The sequence below is a fragment of the Nocardia sp. CA-129566 genome, from assembly GCF_050956075.1.
In the GTDB taxonomy this organism is placed as follows: Bacteria; Actinomycetota; Actinomycetes; order Mycobacteriales; family Mycobacteriaceae; genus Nocardia.
On sequence record NZ_CP192085.1, the window covers coordinates 6,397,409 to 6,416,455 of the forward strand.

At 65.9% G+C, this 19,047-nt stretch carries 15 protein-coding genes; 8 read left to right on the top strand and 7 right to left on the bottom strand.

What is annotated here, in order from left to right:
• Nucleotides 1-17: 17 nt before the first annotated feature.
• Nucleotides 18-563: a GtrA family protein gene (locus tag ACQP0C_RS28030; protein WP_433724681.1), complete on the bottom strand. Its 546-nt coding sequence runs from the start codon at nt 561-563 to the stop codon at nt 18-20.
• Nucleotides 560-2,815 (bottom strand): hypothetical protein, encoded by a 2,256-nt coding sequence (locus tag ACQP0C_RS28035; RefSeq protein WP_433724683.1) that lies wholly within the window; start codon nt 2,813-2,815, stop codon nt 560-562. The genes ACQP0C_RS28030 and ACQP0C_RS28035 overlap by 4 nt, the downstream gene beginning before the upstream one ends.
• A 192-nt stretch (nt 2,816-3,007) precedes the next feature.
• Here ACQP0C_RS28035 and ACQP0C_RS28040 point away from each other — a divergent pair, with 192 nt between their 5' ends.
• Both ACQP0C_RS28040 and rffA read left to right on the top strand, forming a co-directional pair.
• Nucleotides 3,008-4,132 carry a glycosyltransferase gene (locus tag ACQP0C_RS28040; protein WP_433724685.1) on the top strand — a complete coding sequence of 375 codons (1,125 nt, stop codon included), beginning with the start codon at nt 3,008-3,010 and terminating at the stop codon, nt 4,130-4,132.
• Nucleotides 4,129-5,265 carry a dTDP-4-amino-4,6-dideoxygalactose transaminase gene (rffA, locus tag ACQP0C_RS28045; protein WP_433724687.1) on the top strand — a complete coding sequence of 379 codons (1,137 nt, stop codon included), beginning with the start codon at nt 4,129-4,131 and terminating at the stop codon, nt 5,263-5,265. Before ACQP0C_RS28040 ends, rffA begins: the two co-directional genes overlap by 4 nt.
• 6 nt (nt 5,266-5,271) lie before the next feature.
• Here rffA and ACQP0C_RS28050 read toward each other — a convergent pair whose 3' ends face one another.
• Together ACQP0C_RS28050 and ACQP0C_RS28055 are read right to left on the bottom strand one after the other, a co-directional pair.
• A complete protein-coding gene (locus ACQP0C_RS28050; protein WP_433724689.1) occupies nt 5,272-5,562 on the bottom strand; it encodes a hypothetical protein in 291 nt (96 codons plus the stop codon).
• 146 nt (nt 5,563-5,708) lie between these two features.
• Nucleotides 5,709-8,702 carry an acyl-CoA synthetase gene (locus ACQP0C_RS28055; protein WP_433724690.1) on the bottom strand — a complete coding sequence of 998 codons (2,994 nt, stop codon included), beginning with the start codon at nt 8,700-8,702 and terminating at the stop codon, nt 5,709-5,711.
• Between the two features lie 562 nt (nt 8,703-9,264).
• Here ACQP0C_RS28055 and ACQP0C_RS28060 point away from each other — a divergent pair.
• From ACQP0C_RS28060 to ACQP0C_RS28080, 5 genes are all read left to right on the top strand, one after another.
• Nucleotides 9,265-10,671 carry a family 2B encapsulin nanocompartment shell protein gene (locus ACQP0C_RS28060; RefSeq protein WP_433724692.1) on the top strand — a complete coding sequence of 469 codons (1,407 nt, stop codon included), beginning with the start codon at nt 9,265-9,267 and terminating at the stop codon, nt 10,669-10,671.
• Between the two features lie 15 nt (nt 10,672-10,686).
• Complete coding sequence (locus tag ACQP0C_RS28065; protein WP_433724694.1) at nt 10,687-12,267, top strand: family 2 encapsulin nanocompartment cargo protein terpene cyclase; 1,581 nt, start codon at nt 10,687-10,689, stop codon at nt 12,265-12,267.
• 27 nt (nt 12,268-12,294) lie between these two features.
• Nucleotides 12,295-13,167: a geranyl diphosphate 2-C-methyltransferase gene (locus tag ACQP0C_RS28070; protein WP_433724696.1), complete on the top strand. Its 873-nt coding sequence runs from the start codon at nt 12,295-12,297 to the stop codon at nt 13,165-13,167.
• Nucleotides 13,164-13,742: an isopentenyl-diphosphate Delta-isomerase gene (gene idi / locus ACQP0C_RS28075; protein ID WP_433724698.1), complete on the top strand. Its 579-nt coding sequence runs from the start codon at nt 13,164-13,166 to the stop codon at nt 13,740-13,742. The genes ACQP0C_RS28070 and idi overlap by 4 nt, the downstream gene beginning before the upstream one ends.
• 552 nt (nt 13,743-14,294) lie before the next feature.
• On the top strand, nt 14,295-14,645 hold the full coding sequence (locus ACQP0C_RS28080; RefSeq protein ID WP_433724700.1) for a hypothetical protein: 351 nt from the start codon (nt 14,295-14,297) through the stop codon (nt 14,643-14,645).
• 18 nt (nt 14,646-14,663) lie between these two features.
• On the opposite strand, the gene ACQP0C_RS28085 is transcribed toward ACQP0C_RS28080, so the two are convergent.
• The 3 genes from ACQP0C_RS28085 to ACQP0C_RS28095 all read right to left on the bottom strand — a co-directional run bounded on the left by ACQP0C_RS28085 (nt 14,664) and on the right by ACQP0C_RS28095 (nt 17,693).
• Complete coding sequence (locus tag ACQP0C_RS28085; protein ID WP_433724702.1) at nt 14,664-15,398, bottom strand: aspartate/glutamate racemase family protein; 735 nt, start codon at nt 15,396-15,398, stop codon at nt 14,664-14,666.
• Nucleotides 15,398-16,885, bottom strand: a complete 1,488-nt coding sequence (locus ACQP0C_RS28090; RefSeq protein WP_433724704.1) for an NCS1 family nucleobase:cation symporter-1 — start codon at nt 16,883-16,885, stop codon at nt 15,398-15,400. The genes ACQP0C_RS28085 and ACQP0C_RS28090 overlap by 1 nt, the downstream gene beginning before the upstream one ends.
• An 85-nt stretch (nt 16,886-16,970) precedes the next feature.
• The gene (locus ACQP0C_RS28095) at nt 16,971-17,693 is read right to left on the bottom strand and encodes a GntR family transcriptional regulator (protein WP_433724706.1); all 723 of its coding nucleotides are present in this window, start codon (nt 17,691-17,693) and stop codon (nt 16,971-16,973) included.
• 161 nt (nt 17,694-17,854) lie between these two features.
• On the opposite strand from ACQP0C_RS28095, the gene ACQP0C_RS28100 reads away from it, so the two are divergent.
• Nucleotides 17,855-19,024, top strand: coding sequence for a serine hydrolase domain-containing protein (locus ACQP0C_RS28100; protein ID WP_433724708.1), 1,170 nt, complete (start codon nt 17,855-17,857; stop codon nt 19,022-19,024).
• The last annotated feature ends 23 nt before the right edge of the window (nt 19,025-19,047 follow it).

The following is a 19,047-nucleotide window of genomic DNA, read 5'->3' on the forward strand; positions in this document are numbered from 1 at the left end:
GATAACCTACCCGGCGCCTAGAACTGCTCCGCACCGGAACCGGCCGATGGCGGCGGCACCGGTTCTCGCCGGAACGAAATGTAGCGATGACCGAAGTAGCTGGCGATCGCGACAAGTCCCATGACCACCACCGCCGACGGCTTACTCGGCAGGTGCAGCACCGAGACGGCCAGCGACAGCAACACCATATTCATCAGCAGGCCACCGGAATTCACGCCGACGAACCGAAGGAAATCGCGGATCATGTGGCCCCGCACCCGAAAAACCAACGTCCGATGCAAGACGAATGCGATAACGATGCTGATGGCATAGGCCAGGACCACCGCGACGGCGGGCGGCACGCTCGCGCCGAGGACCGCCAACCACATGACGGTCAGCCCCATACCCAGCGCGGTATTCACGACGCCGACAGCCGCGAACGCGATCTCCTGCCGCTTGACGATGCGCAGCAGCGGTCCCGGGTCCTCGCACTCCGTGGGCCGCGGGACCACTGCCTTCGCGGCCTCCGAGCCCCCCGGATCTCCCGCGCCCGCATTCAACGAATTCGCCGCACCCGTGGTCACCGGATCGCGTCTGCCAGATCGGGTTGGGCCGTCGGCGGTTCCGCCGTCGCCGTATCCGCGGTCGCCACGTCGACGGGCTCGTCATCGGGCCGCCGACTCCGCAGATACAGCCACTGCAGCACACTCAGGCCGGCCAGGCCGAGTACCGCGGTCGCGCCGCCGATCTTCCAGCCCGGCGGACGCCAGCTCACTACCAGGTCGCCGTTCTTGGTCCCGGCCGGAACATCCACGGCTACAAAGATCTTCGCGACCACCCTGATCGGAAGGTCCTTGCCGTCCAACGTCACCCGGTAGCCCGGCCAGCCGAGTCGCGCGAAGACGATCTGCCCGCCGTTCTCCGAATTCACCCGCACCCGGCTGGTCATATCCGATTCCGAGACCGAGGTGGCGGTCACGCCCGTCGCATCGGCGACCCGGCCGTTCTGGGTTGAGAGCAGCCCGTTCTCGCGCTCGAGCACCGCGATGTAGCGCTCGTGGCCCGGGTAGTCGACCCACTTCCAGCCGGGCGGCGCGGGTTGGTTGCGCGCGTCGGGGTACAGTGCGCGCTGCAGTACCACCCGATCCACCTTCATCAGATCGACGATGGTCCGGCCGGTGGTCGGTTCGGTCGCGAACGCCCGACGATAGGCATCCGGGCAGACACTGGTATCCCAGCGCATGCAGAGCATGTCGCCGAACCAAAAGTGCCCGTTCGGGGTGTAGCCGCTGACGTAGGTCAGCTCGAGATCCTTGGCGTAGTTACCGAATACCAGCGATCCGTACGCGCCCTGCAGTGTGCGCTCATTGGGCTGGATCAGCCCGCGATCGGCCAGTTGCAGTGTGGTGCCGGGGAATGTGGGGAAGGCGCGCTTCATCTCGGCGCGGTTCTCCGGCAGGTTCCAGCTCATCGGTGTCGGCTGCACCATATTCACCTGGAGGAAGGCGATCGGGAACACCGCGACGATGGCCAGCGCGCAGGCCGCGGCCGTGCCCCGGTTGCGGCCGAGCCACACCACAGCCGCTCCGAGCGCCGCGACGGCGGCCACCGAGACCAGATGCCAACCGATGCGGTGCGGATCCGCGGAGAAGGTCCGCGCGAGCAGCAGTCCGAGCAGCAGCGCACCGGCGATGCCGCGCCGACGCCAGTCCGCGACGGTGGCATAGCGCCCGAGCAGCACACACACCAGTACCAGCAGTCCGAGCGCCAGCATCGGCAGCACCCGGGCGGGCCAGCGCAGCGGGCCGATGGTGCCGGGTCCGGCGGTCCACATCAGCGCCATGATCGCGACCAGCGCGGGCGCGGTCAGCTCGCGCGCTCCCTCGCGCGCCTTGCCCCAATCGACGAACGCCAGCGCCGGAATCAGGAACCACGCGATGTACACCACCGGCAGTGGTTGGATATAGCCCCACCAGGAACTGTAGGCGGGCATGGTGGTCGGCAGGCTGGCGTTCAGCGACTCCGACCAGGGCACGGTCAGGAACTGGTCGTTATTGATCTGGGAGGTGCCGCGCCAGGTCACCTTTGCCGAGAGCATGCTCGGCAGATAGGTCGCGAGCCCGGCCAGCGCCGCGAAACCGGCCACCGTCAGCAGCCGCATCGAGGGCTGCCACTTCTTCTGATAAACCAGTTCGCCGACCGCCACCGCGCCGATCATCAGCCCGGCCTCGACGGCCGGGAAGATGTACTGCACCGAAATCGCCAGATACAGAAAGACGAATGTCGGAATCGGACCGCTGCGGCCACGCGCGTATCTGACACCGGAGGCCCAGGCGTGCACCATCCAGGCGGTGCCGGTGAACGCGGTGAACCAACTCGCCTCGTCGAAGAACAGCAGCCACCCGGTGAACGGAATCGAGACGCCCGCGACCGCCGCCCACGCCGGCTTCGCGCCGTAGACGAGGCAGATCCGGTACACGCCGAGGCCGAAGATGACCGCGAAGATCAGCTTGACCACGGTGGCGTACAACGCGAGGTTGTCGACCGAAGGCGCGATCAGATCGATCAGCAGCTGCGGCGGATTGAGCAGACCTGCCTCTTCGATCGTGTAGTTGCCCGCCATCCAATGCTCGGGGACCAGCGCGGGCAGCTGCCCGTCGCGCAGCTGCCGCCCGAGCATCACCCACAGCGGGGCGTACTGCGATTCCGTGTCGTCGGTGTAGAAATGCCGGACGTTGGCCAGCAGTACCGCAACATATCCCGCGATCACCCCGAGCGCGGTAATGATGCCCCATTTGTACACGTCCCGCGGGGCAGGGACGCTACTTTCCACCACGAGTTCCAGACCCTACAGTGCAACACCGTTCGCTCGCATCGCCCGCTGTCCCGTGGCCCGAATCCGATCGGTTCCGAACATGATCAGCGGGTCGACGGGGCGTGGTCGCACCGTGTTAGAGTTCACGACGGCTCGGGCTCAGCACCAGCGACGAGTACCGGCACGCACCGTCATCGAAAGTCGATCTCGCCAATGCCGATTCCCACCGCACGTACGCCCCGGCCGATTCCGGGGACATCGAGCGAGCGTCCGTTTGTCCGGTCCCAGAGCGGCCACCGGCACTCGGTTTCTGTCGTCGTGCCCGTATACCGGGGCGAGGACACCATCTCCGCGCTCGTCGCCGAACTCGACAAGTTCGCCGAGTCGACCACGACACCCGATGGCACCACCTTCGTCGTCGACGAGATCATCCTGGTCCACGACAACGGCCCGGACCGCTCCGATGTCGTCATGCAGCAGCTCGAGCAGACCTACGAGCAGGTCAGGGCGGTGTGGCTGAGCCGCAACTTCGGCCAGGACGCCGCGACCATCGCCGGTATGGCGGCCGCGCGCGGCGAGTGGATCGTCACGATGGACGAGGACGGCCAGCACGATCCTGCCTTCATCGCGGCCTTCCTGGACGCGGCGCTGGCCGAACGCGCCGACCTGGTCTACTCCAAGCCGACCAATACCCGCCCGCACGGCTTCCTGCGCAACCTCACCTCGCGCGGCGCGAAGATCGTGCTCGCCACCATCTTCGCCTTCCCGGATTCGACGCGGTTCGAGAGCTTCCGGCTGATCCGCGGCGATATCGGTCGTCAGCTCGCCGAGGTCGCCGCCAACGGCGCCTATCTCGATGTGGCCCTGACCTGGGTGGTCGGCAATGCCGTCTCGGTGCCGGTGCTGCTGCGCGCCGAGGGCCGCGAGGAGTCCGGATACAACTATCGGCGGCTGTTCTCACTGTTCTGGAAGATGGTGCTGTGCAGCGGCACTCGCGGCCTGCGGCTGGTCAGCCTGCTCGGCGGCACGCTGGCGCTCGCGGGCGGGATCATGGCGGCGGTGATCATCGTCCAGAAGCTGGCGGGCCATAACAATGATCCCGAGGGTTGGGCCTCGATGATCGTGGTCACCCTGCTGTGTTCGGGCGCGATCCTGTTCTCGCTCGGGCTCATCGCCGAATATCTCGGTGTGGCACTGCACATTCTGGTCGGCAAGCCGCTCTATCTCACCGTGGACTCCCCCACTCCGCGCCCGGCTACCATCGAGGCGCCGGACACGACCCATCGAGTCACCGACGCGGTACCGGCAGCCGCGGGTGAGAAGGGCACAGGGGAGTGAACGAGCGCATCATCTTCAGCAGGCCATTCCGCGCGAGCCGGGAGCTGGCGAACATCGAGGCCGTACTCGGCTCGGACCACAGCCATGGCGACGGCAAGTTCACCGCGTCCGCGACGGCCAAGCTGAAGGACATCACCGGCGCACCGCACGCGCTGCTGACCACCTCCTGCACGCATGCCCTGGAATTGGCGGCGCTGCTGCTCGAACTCGGACCCGATGACGAAGTGATCGTGCCGAGCTTCGCATTCACCTCGGCGGCCACCTCGATGGCACTGCGCGGTGCGACCTGCGTCTTCGTCGATATCGATGAGGCGAGCGGCAATATCGATCCGGATTCGGTCGCCGAGGCGATCACCGCCCGGACCAAGGCGGTCGTGGTCATGCACTACGGCGGTGTCGCCGCCGATATGGCGCGCCTGCTCGCGCTCACCGAGCAGCACGGCATCGCGCTCATCGAGGACAATGCGCACGGCCTCGGCGGCACCTGGCGCGGTCGCCAACTCGGCACCATCGGCACGCTGGGCACCCAGAGCTTCCACGACACCAAGAATGTGCACTGCGGCGAGGGTGGCGCGCTGCTGCTCTCCGACGAGATCCTGATGGGTCGCGCGGAGATCATGCGGGAGAAGGGCACCAACCGGGCCCGCTTCCTGCGCGGTCAGGTCGACAAATACTCCTGGCAGGACATCGGCTCCAGCTATCTGCCCAGCGAGCTGAACGCGGCCGTACTCGACGCGCAACTCGATGAATTCGACGCGATCCAGGCACAGCGCCACCGGGTGTGGGACACCTACGCCGCACAACTGCCGGACTGGGCCGAACGCACCGGCGCCCGGCTGATGACGGTGCCCGAGGATCGGGAACACACCGCGCACATGTTCTTCCTGCAGATGCCGAGCGAAGAGTCACGTGACGGGCTCATCCGGCATCTCGCGGCGCAGAGCATCGTCGCCCCGTTCCATTACATCCCGCTGGATTCCAGTCCGGCCGGGCTGAAGTACGGGCGGACGCCGGTGCCGTGCACGCGCAGCGCGCGGTTCTCCTCGACGATCCTGCGACTGCCGCTGTGGCCGATGCTGACCGAGGCTCAGCTCGGTCGCGTGGTCGAGGCCGTCACCGCTTACAGCTCGTAGCCGCTCTTACTGCTGCTGACGCTGCTGACGGGCGGCCTCCTCGCGGATCTCGCGAAGTCTGGTCGCCGCATCCTTCGTCGGCCGGGCCGATACCGCGGGTGGTGTAGCTTGCGGCAGCTGCGGCGGCGTTTCGGCCTTGCCTCGGGTGGCGACGTAGAGCCGGAACGCGCCGTAGCCGAGCAGCAGCAGGATCACCACGGGCAGCAGCGAGTAGATCACGCTCTTGACGAAGCCGACAAGCATCAGCACGCCCAGCAGCGCCAGGATGCCGATGCCGAGCTGAACCTTCCACGACATCTCGAAACCTCCGTCGTCGTCGAGGACTTGGTATCCACGCTACGCACTTGCGGGCCTCGATGGCGGCATCCGGCGCGGGTACATCGCCGCGGTGAACGCCGAATCGATCAGCCGGGTCCCGGCTTTCGCCGGGACCCGGGCAACGGTCAGTCGGTGCCGAGAAGCGCGGTCGCTTCGGCCTCGGTGAGCACCTCGTAGGCGTCCGATTCCCGGTTGTACCACCAGGTCTCGGGGCCGGGCCGCGGGCGACCCTGGGCCTGCACCGCGCGGGTGGACGGGCGGTAGGACGAGCTGCGCGGGATCTCGCCGACGACGTACACGATGTCGGGGCGCTGGTCCGGATCGAGGGCCTGCACCGCCTCGGTCACATCCTTGGGTTCCAGCCGCAAGCCCTTGCGGATGCTGACCGCTGCCACCGCCAGCGCGTGCTCACCGACGGGCAGGCCATAGGCGACCTCCATATCGACGGCGGTGATGTCGTTGAGGGTATCGACGATGGGCTGGGTGAATACCGGTCCGCGGGCGCTGTGGATCACCGTATCCCGGCGATCGACCAGCCAGTAGTCGCCATCGCCATCGCGGCGGAACAGGTTCTCCGTCGGCATCCACGCATCGCCCGCCGTGAACACACCGCGCAGTCCGCCGTCGGAGAGATCGATGCCCTCGGTCGCCTTGCCGAGCAGCAGACCGACCTCGTTATCGGCGCAGCGGCGCGCGAAGCCGGACGCGTCGGTCCGGATCTGGCCGGTCACCGGGTCGTAGGCGACCAGTTCCACCCTGGCGGTGCCCGGTACCGGGCGGCCCTTGCAGCCCGCCTTCACACCGGTCACATTGGCCAGCACCACATCGCCCTCGATGGATGCGTAGAACTCCAGCACCCGGGCGGGGGCGAACTGTTCGGTGGTGCGCCGCCACAGCCCGGCGGGCATGCCCGAGCCGATGAACAGCCGGATCGGATGCCACATGGGGGTGGCAGTCGGCGGAACAGACGGGGTGGGTGAGCGCAGCACGGCCGAGAAGACCTCGGCGTCGAGAATGTCGCGCAGCATGGTCCAGGTGTAGGTGACCACCGTGACGCCGTAGCGATGCACCTCCTCGCCGAACCGGGTCGGATCCAGCGATCTGGCCAGCGCGATCCGGCTGCCGCCCGCGATCGCACCCCCGAGGCTCACCAGCAGACCGGACGAATGATGTAGCGGCGCAAGGCAGTAGACGGTGTCCTTGCGATCCAGATCGGCCGAGGTAGCGGTGCCGAAGGCGGATAGCGCCCAGCGGTGGTTGGTGATGTATTTGGCCTCCAGTCGGTCGCCGGTGCCGGTGACGAGCACGAACGCCAATTCGCGCGCCAGACCCGGATCCGGGCGGTACCAGGCGGGCAGTTCCACCTGGGTGGGATCGATCTGCTCGAGGTCGACTACGTTTTCGCTGAGCGGGACATCGAGGGTGCGCGCATCGCCGCCGCCGAGGACGAGCACCCGGGTTCCGGTGGCCGCCGCGGACCGCAGGTTCTCCGGATCCGAGACCAGGGTTTTGATACCGGTGAGCTCGATGGCCCGCTCCAGTTCGCTACCGGGGGCGAGCAGTACGGCAACCGCGCCGAGGCGCGAGAGCGCGGCGACGGTGGCCAGCGCGCTCGGCCGGGTCTCCATCACCACACCGACGCGAATGGCCGGGCGGATGCCGACGGAAATGAGCCCGCGCACCACATTATCGATACGCGCGTTGACGGCCGCATTGGTATGCACGCGATCGTCGAAGAGGAACAGATCGCGCAGCGGTGCGCGGCGCGCCTGCTCGGCGACCAAGCGGCCCAACGAGATTCGGGTGTGCGGCTGGATCAGGCCGAGCCGGGCCAGCCGCGGCAGTGCCCGTGCGGCCTCACCGGCCAGCTCGATGGAACCGCGCACGGTATTGTTGGCGATCCCTTCCAGCGCCTTGCCGACACCGGCGCCCGCCTCGACCATGGTGGCCGCGGTGTGGACGACGCGGGTGGCCGCCGAATTCGGCCGGTTGGTCGCGACATGTTCGGTCATCGGCGCGATTTCCGGCGGCAGCGGCTGATCGCCGTCCATCCAATCGATCCACTGACGCACCAGCGGCCAGGTGTGCCGGGTGGCCATGCTGCCCGCGACGAGGCCGAAATGTCCTGCCACCAAACTGGCTTCGTAGACCTCGGCATGGGGCGCGGCCCGCACGATGCCGCGCACCGCGGCGGGCTGGCCGATATCGTCGACCTCGCCGACGAAGGCGAGGATCGGGCACTTCAGTTCGGCCAGCGAAATCGGCTGATCCCGGATCACGAAGCCACCCAGCATCATTCGGTTGTGCGCCACGAACTGCTTGAGCAGATCGGCCGCCGCCGGACCCGCGTAGCCGACCCAGCCGTCACTATTGAGGAATCGGCGCTGACGTTCCTTGGGCAGCAACGCCTCCCGGTCGTGCAACTGGCGCAGGAAGTCGATGCGCGATTTGGCGGTCTTCACCGGATCGAGCATCTGGAAGCCGACCCGGACCATGGAATCGGTGATCGGCAGCCGGGTGACCACATGGTCGGCCAGGAACTCCGCGACATCGGAGACCATGCCGTACGGCAGTCCGAACGGCATCCCGGCGACGACATCGACCGGGCTGCCGAAGGTCACGATGCTCTCGACGCCCTTGCCGAACCGGTATGCGGTGGTCTGATAGGCGAACATGCCGCCCTGGGAGTAGCCCATCAGATGCACGCTGCTGCCGGTCGCATCGCAGACCGTATCGATGGCGCTGTTGACCGCGAGGACGTGATCGGCCAGATCCCGTTCCCAACCGCCCTCCTCACTAGCGGGCGAACCGAAATCGACCACCCAGCAGTCGATTCCGCCGCGGTGCAAGATGCCGACCGCACCGTCCTCGGCGTTCACATCCCAGATGTCGGCGTTGACCATCAGCGGCGGCACCAAGACCGCGACCGGGCGCCCCGGCGTCGTATCGTCGGGGAAGTAATGGCGCAGCCGATACATTCTGCGCCGTTCGACGATCTCGAACGGCGACGACTCGACATCGGTGGTCAACCCGCCGAAGCGGATGACCTCGAGCCCGTTCTGGGCCGTCGCCATCAGCCGCTGCACCGACCCAACCACACTTTCCACATTGAACTTCACGATCGCTCCTGGCCCTACCCTGCAAAGTGACCCGCATCACACACCCCGATGTGCTCAGACGAGCTTCCCACACCGTGTATCCATTATGTGTCCGCTGTGACCGGTTCCATGCCAGGTGGGGCCGATCTTCCGGATGTCCGCCGGATGGGTATGGGGACGTAGTACAGAAAAAATACCGACCGTTCAGACAGGTCCGAGAAGTCCCGATTCATCCCAGGACGTTATCTGCGGTTGTCCGCATCGAGTTCATGTCGTAACCATCCAGAAAACAGACCGGCATACTCGTGGCTTGTTCTTCGAAATTTCCCTGCGCACAGCATCTTTCGCGGTCTAGGATCGATGCCGTTCGGAACGCAATGTCGCGTAAGCCAATTCGCACGAGAGAGTCGGTTCCCTTTTTCATGTCTCGGTCCGTCCTATCTCTCGGCAACCACGTCGTCCCAGCCCCGACAGGCATGCCACCTGTCGAATTGTTGTGAACAGCAACCGAATCTGAAGTGCCGTCGACTACCAGTGCACCACAATCGCCCGTCTCGGTGACCATCTCAGGTGAGGACAACGCATGACCATCGAAATGCCAGTCCAAACAGAAAATAACGTTCGCAAGAGCCTCAGCACCGGTGCCGCCCACCAGCTCGCGCACACCACCAAGTCCGAGCCGCAGATGCAGGGCATCACCTCGCGCTGGCTCACCCGCACGCTGCCATGGACCCAGGTCAACGGCGGTATCTACCGAGTCAACCGCCGGCTGACCCATACCGTGGGCAACGGCGAGGTCGAGTTCGTCATCGACGGCTCGCAGGCCAGGGTGATTCCGATGGAACTCACCGAACTTCCGCAATTGCGAGACTTCGACGACGAGGAGATACTGCGCGCACTCGCCCAGCGATTCGAACAGCGCGACCTCGGGCCCGGGACCGTGGTCGCCGAATTCGGCAATCCGATGAATCAGGTCATGCTGATCGTGCACGGCAAGCTCAGCAAAATCGGCACCGGAGAATACGGCGAGCAAACCAAGTTGGGGATGCTGGCCGGAGGGGATTTCTTCGGTGACGAAACGCTTGTCGACGAGTCGGCTATTTGGCCGGTGACCGTCAAGACCGTCACCCAGACCACCATGCTGGTACTCCCCAGGCAAACGCTCGACGAAATCCTGGAAACCACCCCGGCACTCCGCGAGCAATTATCCCGGGTGGCGGCCGCACCGGACCGGCCGCAAAACACCAAGGGCGAGGCGAATATCGAGATCTCCTCGGGTCACTCGGGCGAACCGCTGCTGCAGGGCACCTTCGTCGACCTCGACGCCGACCCGCGCGAATACGAACTCAGCCTGGCGCAGAGCGTCTTGCGCGTGCACACCCGGGTCGCCGACCTGTTCAACGACCCGATGAACCAGGTCGAGCAGCAACTGCGGCTCACCATCGAGGCGCTCTACGAGCGGCGCGAGAGCGACCTGGTCAATAACCCCGATTTCGGACTGCTGCACAATTGCGATCTCAAGCAACGCATCTACAGCGAATCCGGTGCGCCGACACCGGACGATATGGATGAACTGCTCAGCATGCGGCGCAGCACGAAACTCTTTCTGGCACATCCGAAAGCGATCTCCGCCTTCGGCCGTGAATGTAGTAGGCGCGGGCTCTATCCCGATCCGGTCGAGGTGGACGGACATCGGGTCTTCGCTTGGCGCGGGGTCCCGATCTACCCGTGCAGCAAGATTCCGGTCAGCGATACCCAGACCACCTCGATCCTGGCCATGCGCACCGGCGAGAAGGATCAAGGCGTCATCGGACTGCATCAGACCGGCATTCCGGACGAATACGAGCCCAGCCTGAACGTCCGTTTCAAAGGCATCGACGATCAGTCGATCATCTCCTACCTGGTCAGCTGCTACTACTCCGCGGCAGTGCTGGTGCCGGACGCGCTGGGCGTGCTCGACAACGTCCTGGTCGCCCGGCAGGCGGAATGACCGGGGTGGTGACCGATGTCGGTGCTCTCGCGTGTCTCGGCACCGGCGGCCACCAGTGATGTGGCCGCCGCGGTTGCCGCGCTGTTGTCGAATCTCGATGCCACCGCTCCGCCGACGCTACCGCTAGCGGCTCCGGGACTACCGGAGGCCGCTGTTACATCTGAAAGCACGGATACACCCGAATGCACAGCAGAACCCGTATCGAACGAATCAGCCGAAGCCAAGGTGGTGGCAGCTGATTCGCCCGAACCGGACCGGTCCACCGAACCTACGACACCTGCTCCGCGCCGCCTCCTCGGACCCAGCGGACTCGGCGCGGCTGCGCTCCTACTCCCCTCGTCCACGTCTGCGAAAGCGGGATTACCTACTACTGAGGTACCCGACCCCGCATGCACACCTACTATCCAGGCGGCTGGTGTCCAGCCGCCGCCGGTGACGCTCGATGCCATATCGATCGCTGTCGGCGCGGCGCAGGGGGCCGCGCCGACAGGATCGGCCCCCATCGAGCAGAAATCCGTGCGGGGTCGAATTCCCCTCGGCCCCACGGGATTGGGTACCGCCTCGGCCTACCTGCACGGCACCGCGGCACCGATTCCACCGCTGTACTGTCCACCGCCGGTGCGCGATGATCCGGCATTGGCCGAACTGGTCAATGACGGACTCATCGCCTGGGCCCGGGATATCGGCCTCTACGCCGGACGACTGGGTGAACTGCGCGATGCCGACTTCGGCCGCCTGATCATGCTCGCTCATCCGGACAGCAACGATCCCGACCGGCTGCTCGCCGCCGCCAAATGCGCGGTCTCGGAATGGGCGGTCGACGATTACTACTGTGATGAGGGGGCTGATGACACCGCACCCGACGGCACGCCCTCCAGTGCCGAGGCCGAACTCGGTCCACGGCTCGAATTGGCTGCCGCCGCCATAGATCCCGTTCATCTGCCAGCGCGCTACGCGCCACAGCTGGAACGGGCCATGCAGGCCGATCCGATCCTGCGCGCGTTCCGTACCTCCTTCGAGCATCTGTCCCGGTATGCGACCCCGGCTCAGCTCGCCCGATTGCGCACGGAGATCGGCGGATGGTTCATCGCGCTCGGCGCGGAGGCCGGTTGGCGGGCCGCACACCGCATGCCACCGGTGTGGGAGTACCTCACCAACCGGCAACCGCACAGTTTCCTGCCGTGTATGGCACCGATCGATGTGGTCGGCGGATATGAACTCCAGGCCGCCGAGTACACCGATCCGCGGGTGCGGCGCGTGGTCACCACGGCCGCACTCGCCAGTCAGATGGTGAACGACCTGTACTCGATGGCGCGCGAAGACCGTTCGGAAGGTCGGGAATTCAACCTGCCGACGGTCTTGGCGGCGGAGGAGCGGTGCTCTCGGCGCGAGGCGGTGGTACGCACGGCCGCCATCCACGACGAGCTGGTGCACCGGTTCGAACAGGAGGCGGGGCCGCTGGCCGCCGCCGGATCGGCCGAACTGCGCCGATTCCTCGGCGGACTGTGGGCCTGGATGGGCGGAAACCGCGCCTGGCACGCCGCGAGCAAGCGCTACACCGAGTCGAATCAGCCAGTACCGCAACGAAATCAGTAGTAACGCAACACGAGAGGATGATCAGGCATGACCATGCTCAATCCGGACACGGGGTCCGTCCTGCGCACCAGCTACCAGAAGGCCGTTGCCGAGTATTGGAACAACAACCCGAACGACGACCGGGTCAATGTCAAACTCGGTGAGGTCGACGGACTCTTCCACCACCACTACGGCATCGGCGACCCCGATCAGGCGGCGCTGGCCGGGCCCGAGGACACCCGCGAGGAGCGGCTCGTCAAGGAACTACACCGTCTGGAGACCGCGCAGGCCACGCTGCTGCTGGACCACCTCGGCGATATCCGGCCGGGCGATCGACTGCTGGACGGCGGATCCGGCCGCGGCGGTACCAGTTTCATGGCCAATCAGCGGTTCGGCTGTCAGGTCGACGGCGTCACCATCTCCGAATATCAGGTCGGCTTCGCCAATGATCAGGCCGCGCATCGCGGTGTGGCGGACAAAGTGCGTTTCCACTTCCGGAACATGCTGGACACCGGCTTCGACACCGGAGCGATGCGCGGCATCTGGACCAACGAAACCACCATGTACGTCGATCTCGCCGAACTGTTCGGCGAATTCTCCCGGCTGCTCGAATCGGGTGGTCGCTACGTCTGCATCACGGGCTGCTCCAACGATGTCAATGGCGGGCGCTCGTCCTCGGTCAGCTGGATCGACGCCCACTACGGCTGCATGATCCATCCGCGCAGCGAGTACTTCCGGGCCATGGCCGAGCACAATCTGGTGCCGATCACTGTGATCGATCTGACCGCGGCCACCATCCCCTACTGGGAGCTGCGCACCGAATCCGAGCTCGCGACCGGTGTGGAGAAGCCATTCCTGACCGCCTACAAGGAGGGCAGCTTCCAGTACCTGCTCATTGCCGCCGATAAGGTGGGCCGGTGACGGAAACGCTGACCAAGCCGATCACCGACCGCGAGGCCCTGCCTGTCGAGCTCGTCGACGACGCCGGGTGCGCGGTCGGTGCGTGCCCGGTGGCGCAGGCTCATACCGCGCCGGGACTGCTGCACCGCGCGTTCTCGGTGCTGCTCTACGACGACGCGGGGCGGGTGCTCTTGCAGCAGCGTGCCGCGGTGAAGACGCGGTTTCCGCTGCTGTGGGCCAATACCTGCTGTGGGCATCCGGCGCCGGATGAGCCGGTGGCGGCGGCCGCCGCGGTCCGGCTGGCCGAGGAGTTGGGGTTGGCCACCACACTCACCGAGGTCGGCATCTTCCGGTATCACGCCGCGGATTCCGCGACCGGTCGCGTGGAACACGAATGGGATCACGTGCTCATCGGCCGGTTGAGTGCGGAGTTCTTGCGGACCGCCGCGCCGCGACCCGATCCGGCCGAAGTCGCCGATTACGCGTGGATCCAGCCGGATGCACTGCGCGACGCGATCGCCGACCATCCCGAGAGCTACACGCCGTGGCTGCTGGGTGTGCTCGAGATCGCGGACGAGGCGGTACGGGTTATCTGAGGAATCAGTCCCGCTGACCCGGCCGATGCCGGTACGCGGGACCGCGGCCGAGGCAGCCATCGATCATCTCCGGCGTCATCTCGTAGTCGGTGTTGATCCGCTCGTGGCTGCCCGGTCCAGCTTGCCGCCCGCGCGGTTGCCGACGGGTGGCAGTGTGCATGCTGGACCGATGCCGTGTGGGGGGCGAGGACGGAACTCGATCCGGCGCACGCCCCGGCGCGACGGCCGCGTCGTGGTGTGGCCGTGCGAGCACGGACCAAGGTCACAATCCGAGCTTCGTCACCTCCTCTGGCGGTAGAGCGAGACCCCTCGCCTCTTTGCTGCTTCTACGGATCGACACACGCCGGTCTGCCCGCAGCTGCTGCCCGGTGGATTCTCATGTTTTGATGCGCATATCTACGTTTCAGCAAGTATTCAATGCTCGTAACACCGATGCGGCGGTTGTCACACTGCACAAAACCTTCGAGAACTCACAGGAACGGCACAGCGTGCGGCCAGGTCCGACTTGGATCCTCGATCGGGTACGAGCTTGTGGAATTAGTGAGGTGCACGATGGTCGAACTCGAAGTCGCGGACGATAAGGTGACGGTTCGTGTACTCGGCGGGCACCGTCTGCTGGCGCTACGCGAGCACGTGACCTTCGATCTGGCCGATATCACCGAGATCACCACCGCACCGGTCGACCTGCGCCCACCGTGGGTCCGCGCGCCCGGCACCTTCTTCCCCGGTGTGATCGCGGCGGGCACCTACCGGGGTAAGGGCCGAAAAGAGTTCTGGGACACCACATTCGGCGGCCAAGCCATTCTCATCGACCTCGCCGGTCCCGGCTTCACCCGCCTCGTGGTCGACGTCGGCGATCCCGACGCCGCCATGCGCTCGCTCAGCGCGGCCGTCGCCGCCTGACCGAAGTCCGCTCCCCCACTAGGAATTCGAGCCGAAGGGCCGCAGCGGCCCGGCGTACGGCTTGGGTGGCGGAGTGGCGTACTCTCCTCTACCCGATTTGCGCAGGCCGAGGGTGATCAGCGACTGCACAGTAAGGGTGGCGGCGGCGACGCCGTCGATCACCGGAACGCCGATCTCGTCGCGAATGTGGTGGCACAGGTCGGCCATTCCCGCGCAGCCGAGCACGATCGCATCGGAGCCGTCGGCGTCCACGGCATCGCGGCAGGCCTCGGTGACGATTTTGCGGGCATCCGGATCGGTCTGTAGCGCGAGCACCGGAATTTCGCAGGCGTGGACGCCGCGGCAGTGGCGCCGCATGCCATAGCGGTCCACCAGATCGGTGGCGCGGCCGATGGTACGGCTCAGTGTGGTGACGATGCTGAAGCCGCGGCCGAGATGGCTGGCCGTATGCATGGCCGCCTCCGCGATGCCGATTACCGGGCCGCTGGCCAGTTCACGGGCCGCGTCCAGGCCCGGATCGCCGAAGCAGGCGATCACATAGCCGTCGACACCCTCCTGCTCACCGCGCCGAATGGCGGCCAGCACGCCAGGGACGCTGAGGGCTTCGTCGTAGTGACTCTCGATCGAGGCGGGCCCCATCTCGGCGGTGACCGCGTCGAGCAGTGTGCCCCGGCCCGCTACGGCCACGGCACACCGCTCGATCGTGTCGGTCATCGCCCGCGTGGTGTTCGGGTTGACGACCCGGATGCGCATCAGGCGGCGACCCCCTCGACCGCCGATCGGGTTCGCGCAGCCAGCAGGTAGTACGTGACGAAGCCGAGCCCGCAGCCGATGAACCAGCTGTACTGCGCGGCGGTGTACATGCCGGTGACATCCTTGGCGAGCACCGGGATCACCGCGACGATCGCGCCGATGGCCGTGGCGACGATCGCGGCGGGGTTGTAACCCTTGCTGTACCAATAGGTTCCGGTCGCCGACCGGGTGAACAGGTCGTCGATTACCACCCGCTGCTTGCGCACCAGGTAGTAGTCGGCGATGAGCACGCCGAACAGCGGGCCGATGAACGCTCCGAGCACCTCGAGGGTGTAGTGGATGACCTCCGGATTGCTGTAGAGGTTCCACGGCGTGATCAGGATCGAGCCGACCGCGGCGATCATGCCGCCCGCGCGCCAGCTGATCCGCTGCGGGCTGACATGGGAGAAGTCGAAGGCCGGGGAGATGAAGTTGGCGACGATATTGATGCCGATGGTGGCGATGGTGAAGGTCAACGCGCCCAGCACGATCGCGAAGGTGCTGTCGATACGTGCCACCGTCGCGACGGGATCGGTGATCAGCTCACCGTAGACCGGGACGGTCAGCGATGCGGTGATCACGACCAGCAGCGAGAACAGCAGGAAGTTGACCGGCAGCCCGAGCAGATTGCCGCGCCGCACGGCGGCGAAACTCTTTCCGTAGCGGGAGAAGTCGCCGAAGTTCAGCATCGGGCCGGAGAAGTAGGAGACCACCAGCGCGATCGCGCCGAGCATGACCGGTACCGAAGCCCAACCCGTGTACTTCACCTCGCCCAGTTTCAGATCGATGGCGCTCCAGCCCGCCTTGGCGATCAAATATCCGCAGAGCAGGAACATCACGACGTATACAGCGGGGCCGCAGAAGTCGATGAACTTGCGGATCGATTCCATGCCGCGCCAGAACACACCGGCCTGCACCACCCACAGCAGCAGATAGCTGCCCCACCCGAGCAGCGAAAGTCCCAGGAATCCATAGTCATCCACGACCGCATACGGTGCCGATCCCGGAAATAGCTTCACCAGTACGACATCCAGCGCCGCCGAGGCGAGGAAGGTCTGAATTCCGTACCAGGCGACAGCGATCGAACCGCGGATAATGGCCGGGATATTCGCGCCGAGTACCCCGAACGCACTGCGGCACATGACCGGATACGGCACGCCGGTGACCTGGCTCGGCTTGGCGACCAGATTGCAGAAGAAATAAACGATCGTGATACCGATCAGCAGCGCCGCGAGCACCTGCCAACTGGCCAGTCCGAGCGCGAACAGGCTGCCCGCGGTGACGTAGCCGCCGACGCTGTGCACGTCCGACATCCAGAAGGCGAAGATGTTGTAGGAACCCCAGGTCTGCTTGCGCAGCGGTGCCAGGTCCGCATTGGTCAGTCGTGGGTCGTAGGTGGGTGCCGGCGGTGCCGCGGGCGCGACCGGTGTGGTGAGCGTTTCGGTCATGGTGTGTCCCATCCGAGGGCGAAGCTGTGATCGAAACGACGGTAGAAACCACGCATTGCCCGGCCATTGCGCAGTTATTGCCCGGCTATTGCGCGACAGATATATCTTCCGGTGCGAGCAGACCGGTATCGGTGGGCAGCGTCGTAATGACCGTCTCCAACCTGCTGTGATGCCGTTCGGCCGCCAGCAGCAGGCGATCCACGTCGCGTGCCATGAACGCGTCGAGCATCAAGGCGTGATCGGTATGCAGGCGCACCCGGTCGGCACGGCCGATATGCACCATCGACTGCACCGGCTCGGTGACATTCCAGGCCGACTCGAGCATGTGCAGGAGCCGGAACATGCGCGACGGTTTGGTCATTGCCACGTGGAAATCGCGCGATCGGCGATGATAGGCGACCGGGTCGTCGTCCCGAATCGCCTGTTCCAGTAGCGAATTCACCTCGAGCAGGTGCGCGCGGTCGGCAGCGGTGGCATTGCGCGCGGCCGCCGCCAGTGAGGCGGTTTCCAGGGTCTCTCGCACGATGTACATTTCGCGCAGCTCATTGGGGGTCAGCTGGGCAACCGCGTACCCGCCGTGCGGCCGATGCGTGACCAACCCCTCCCCGATCAGCGTCTTGAGCGCCTCCCGCACCGGGATGTGGCTGACGCCGAACAATTCGGCAACCTCGCGCAGCGGGATGACAGTGCACGGCGGCACGGCCCCATCGAGAATCACCCGGCGGAGTTCGCCGAGGATCACTTGCGGACGGCCCGGTTCATCGACAACTAGCCTCGCGAGCAGCGCCGATCGTCGTCTCGGTGGCATGCGGACACGCTATGCGAGCCGTGTTGCGATCGCGGTCTCGGATGTGACGGTCAGGAAACGATCACCGAACCGACCGGTCGCGTGGTTGGATACCCGCACCATAGGATGCTCCGTCACCACCGTGCCATGCTGTTAGTTGGTCTAACGACAGAGGTATTCCGATGACACGTACGACAACGCAGTCGGTGGATCGTCGCTATGTGCGCCTGGTCGCCGAATTCGACACGCTGTTCCGACGCCCCAGCGATGGCGGCGGCGCACTCGTGGTCTACCAGCACGGCGAACCGGTGGTGGATGTGTGGGCCGGGTTCGCGCATCCCGGCGTGCCATGGTCCGCCGATACCGTGGCCATGGCCTACTCCACCGGAAAGGGTGTGGTCTCGACGCTGGCCCACCGACTGGCCGAGCGCGGACTGTTCGATTACGACGAGCCGGTCGCCACCTACTGGCCCGAATTCGCGGCAGCGGGCAAGCAGCGCATCACGGTCCGGGAAATGCTGACGCACCGGGCGGGTCTGCACCGGTTGCGTGAACTGCTGCCGGGACCAGTGGAGCGGTTCTTCGACGACGCCGAGGTCACCGCCGCCCTCGCGGCCTGCTCCCCCGATCCGCGCCACACCTACACCAGCGGCTATCACGGAATTTCCTTCGGGCATCTGGTCGCCGAGCTCATCCGCCGGGTCACCGACGCGGACTTCACCGAGATTCTGCGCACCGAAATCGCGGAACCGCTTGCCGCGGAAGAACTCTGGTTCCGCGTACCGGAAACCGAGCGCGGCCGGATCGCCACCAACTTTCCCCGGCTCACCGTCGCCGGAATGAGTTGGGAAAACAGTGCGCGACTCATGGGTCGGACCCGTTTCGCGGCGGCCGCGGAGACCACGCCGCGCGGGTTCGCCGATTTGGTTTCCGATCCGCGCCTGCACGATTCGGTCATGCCGGGCGTCAATGGCGTGTTCTCCGCGCGTGCGCTGGCCAGGATGTACAGCGCGCTCGCGACCGATGGCCGACTCGGGGACTTCCAGCTGTTGCGCCCGGAAACCATCGAGCAGATCACCCGGCGTCAGGTCTTCACCCCCGATTACGTTCTCGCCTTCCGCATTCCGTGGGCATTGGGCTACCACGGCGTTCCGATGAAACCCTCGAAGGCCGAACCCGTCTCGGCCTTCGGCCATTTCGGGCTCGGCGGCTCCGGCGCGTTCGCCGATCCGGCGACCGGGATGTCGCTGGCCTTCGTCACCAACCGTCTCGGTGGGAAGCTCACACCGCTGGGCGATGCTCGGCTCGCCCGTCTCGGCACGATCGCGCACAACCTCGCGAAGGCGGGGTGACCGGCGAGGCTGCACACAATCAT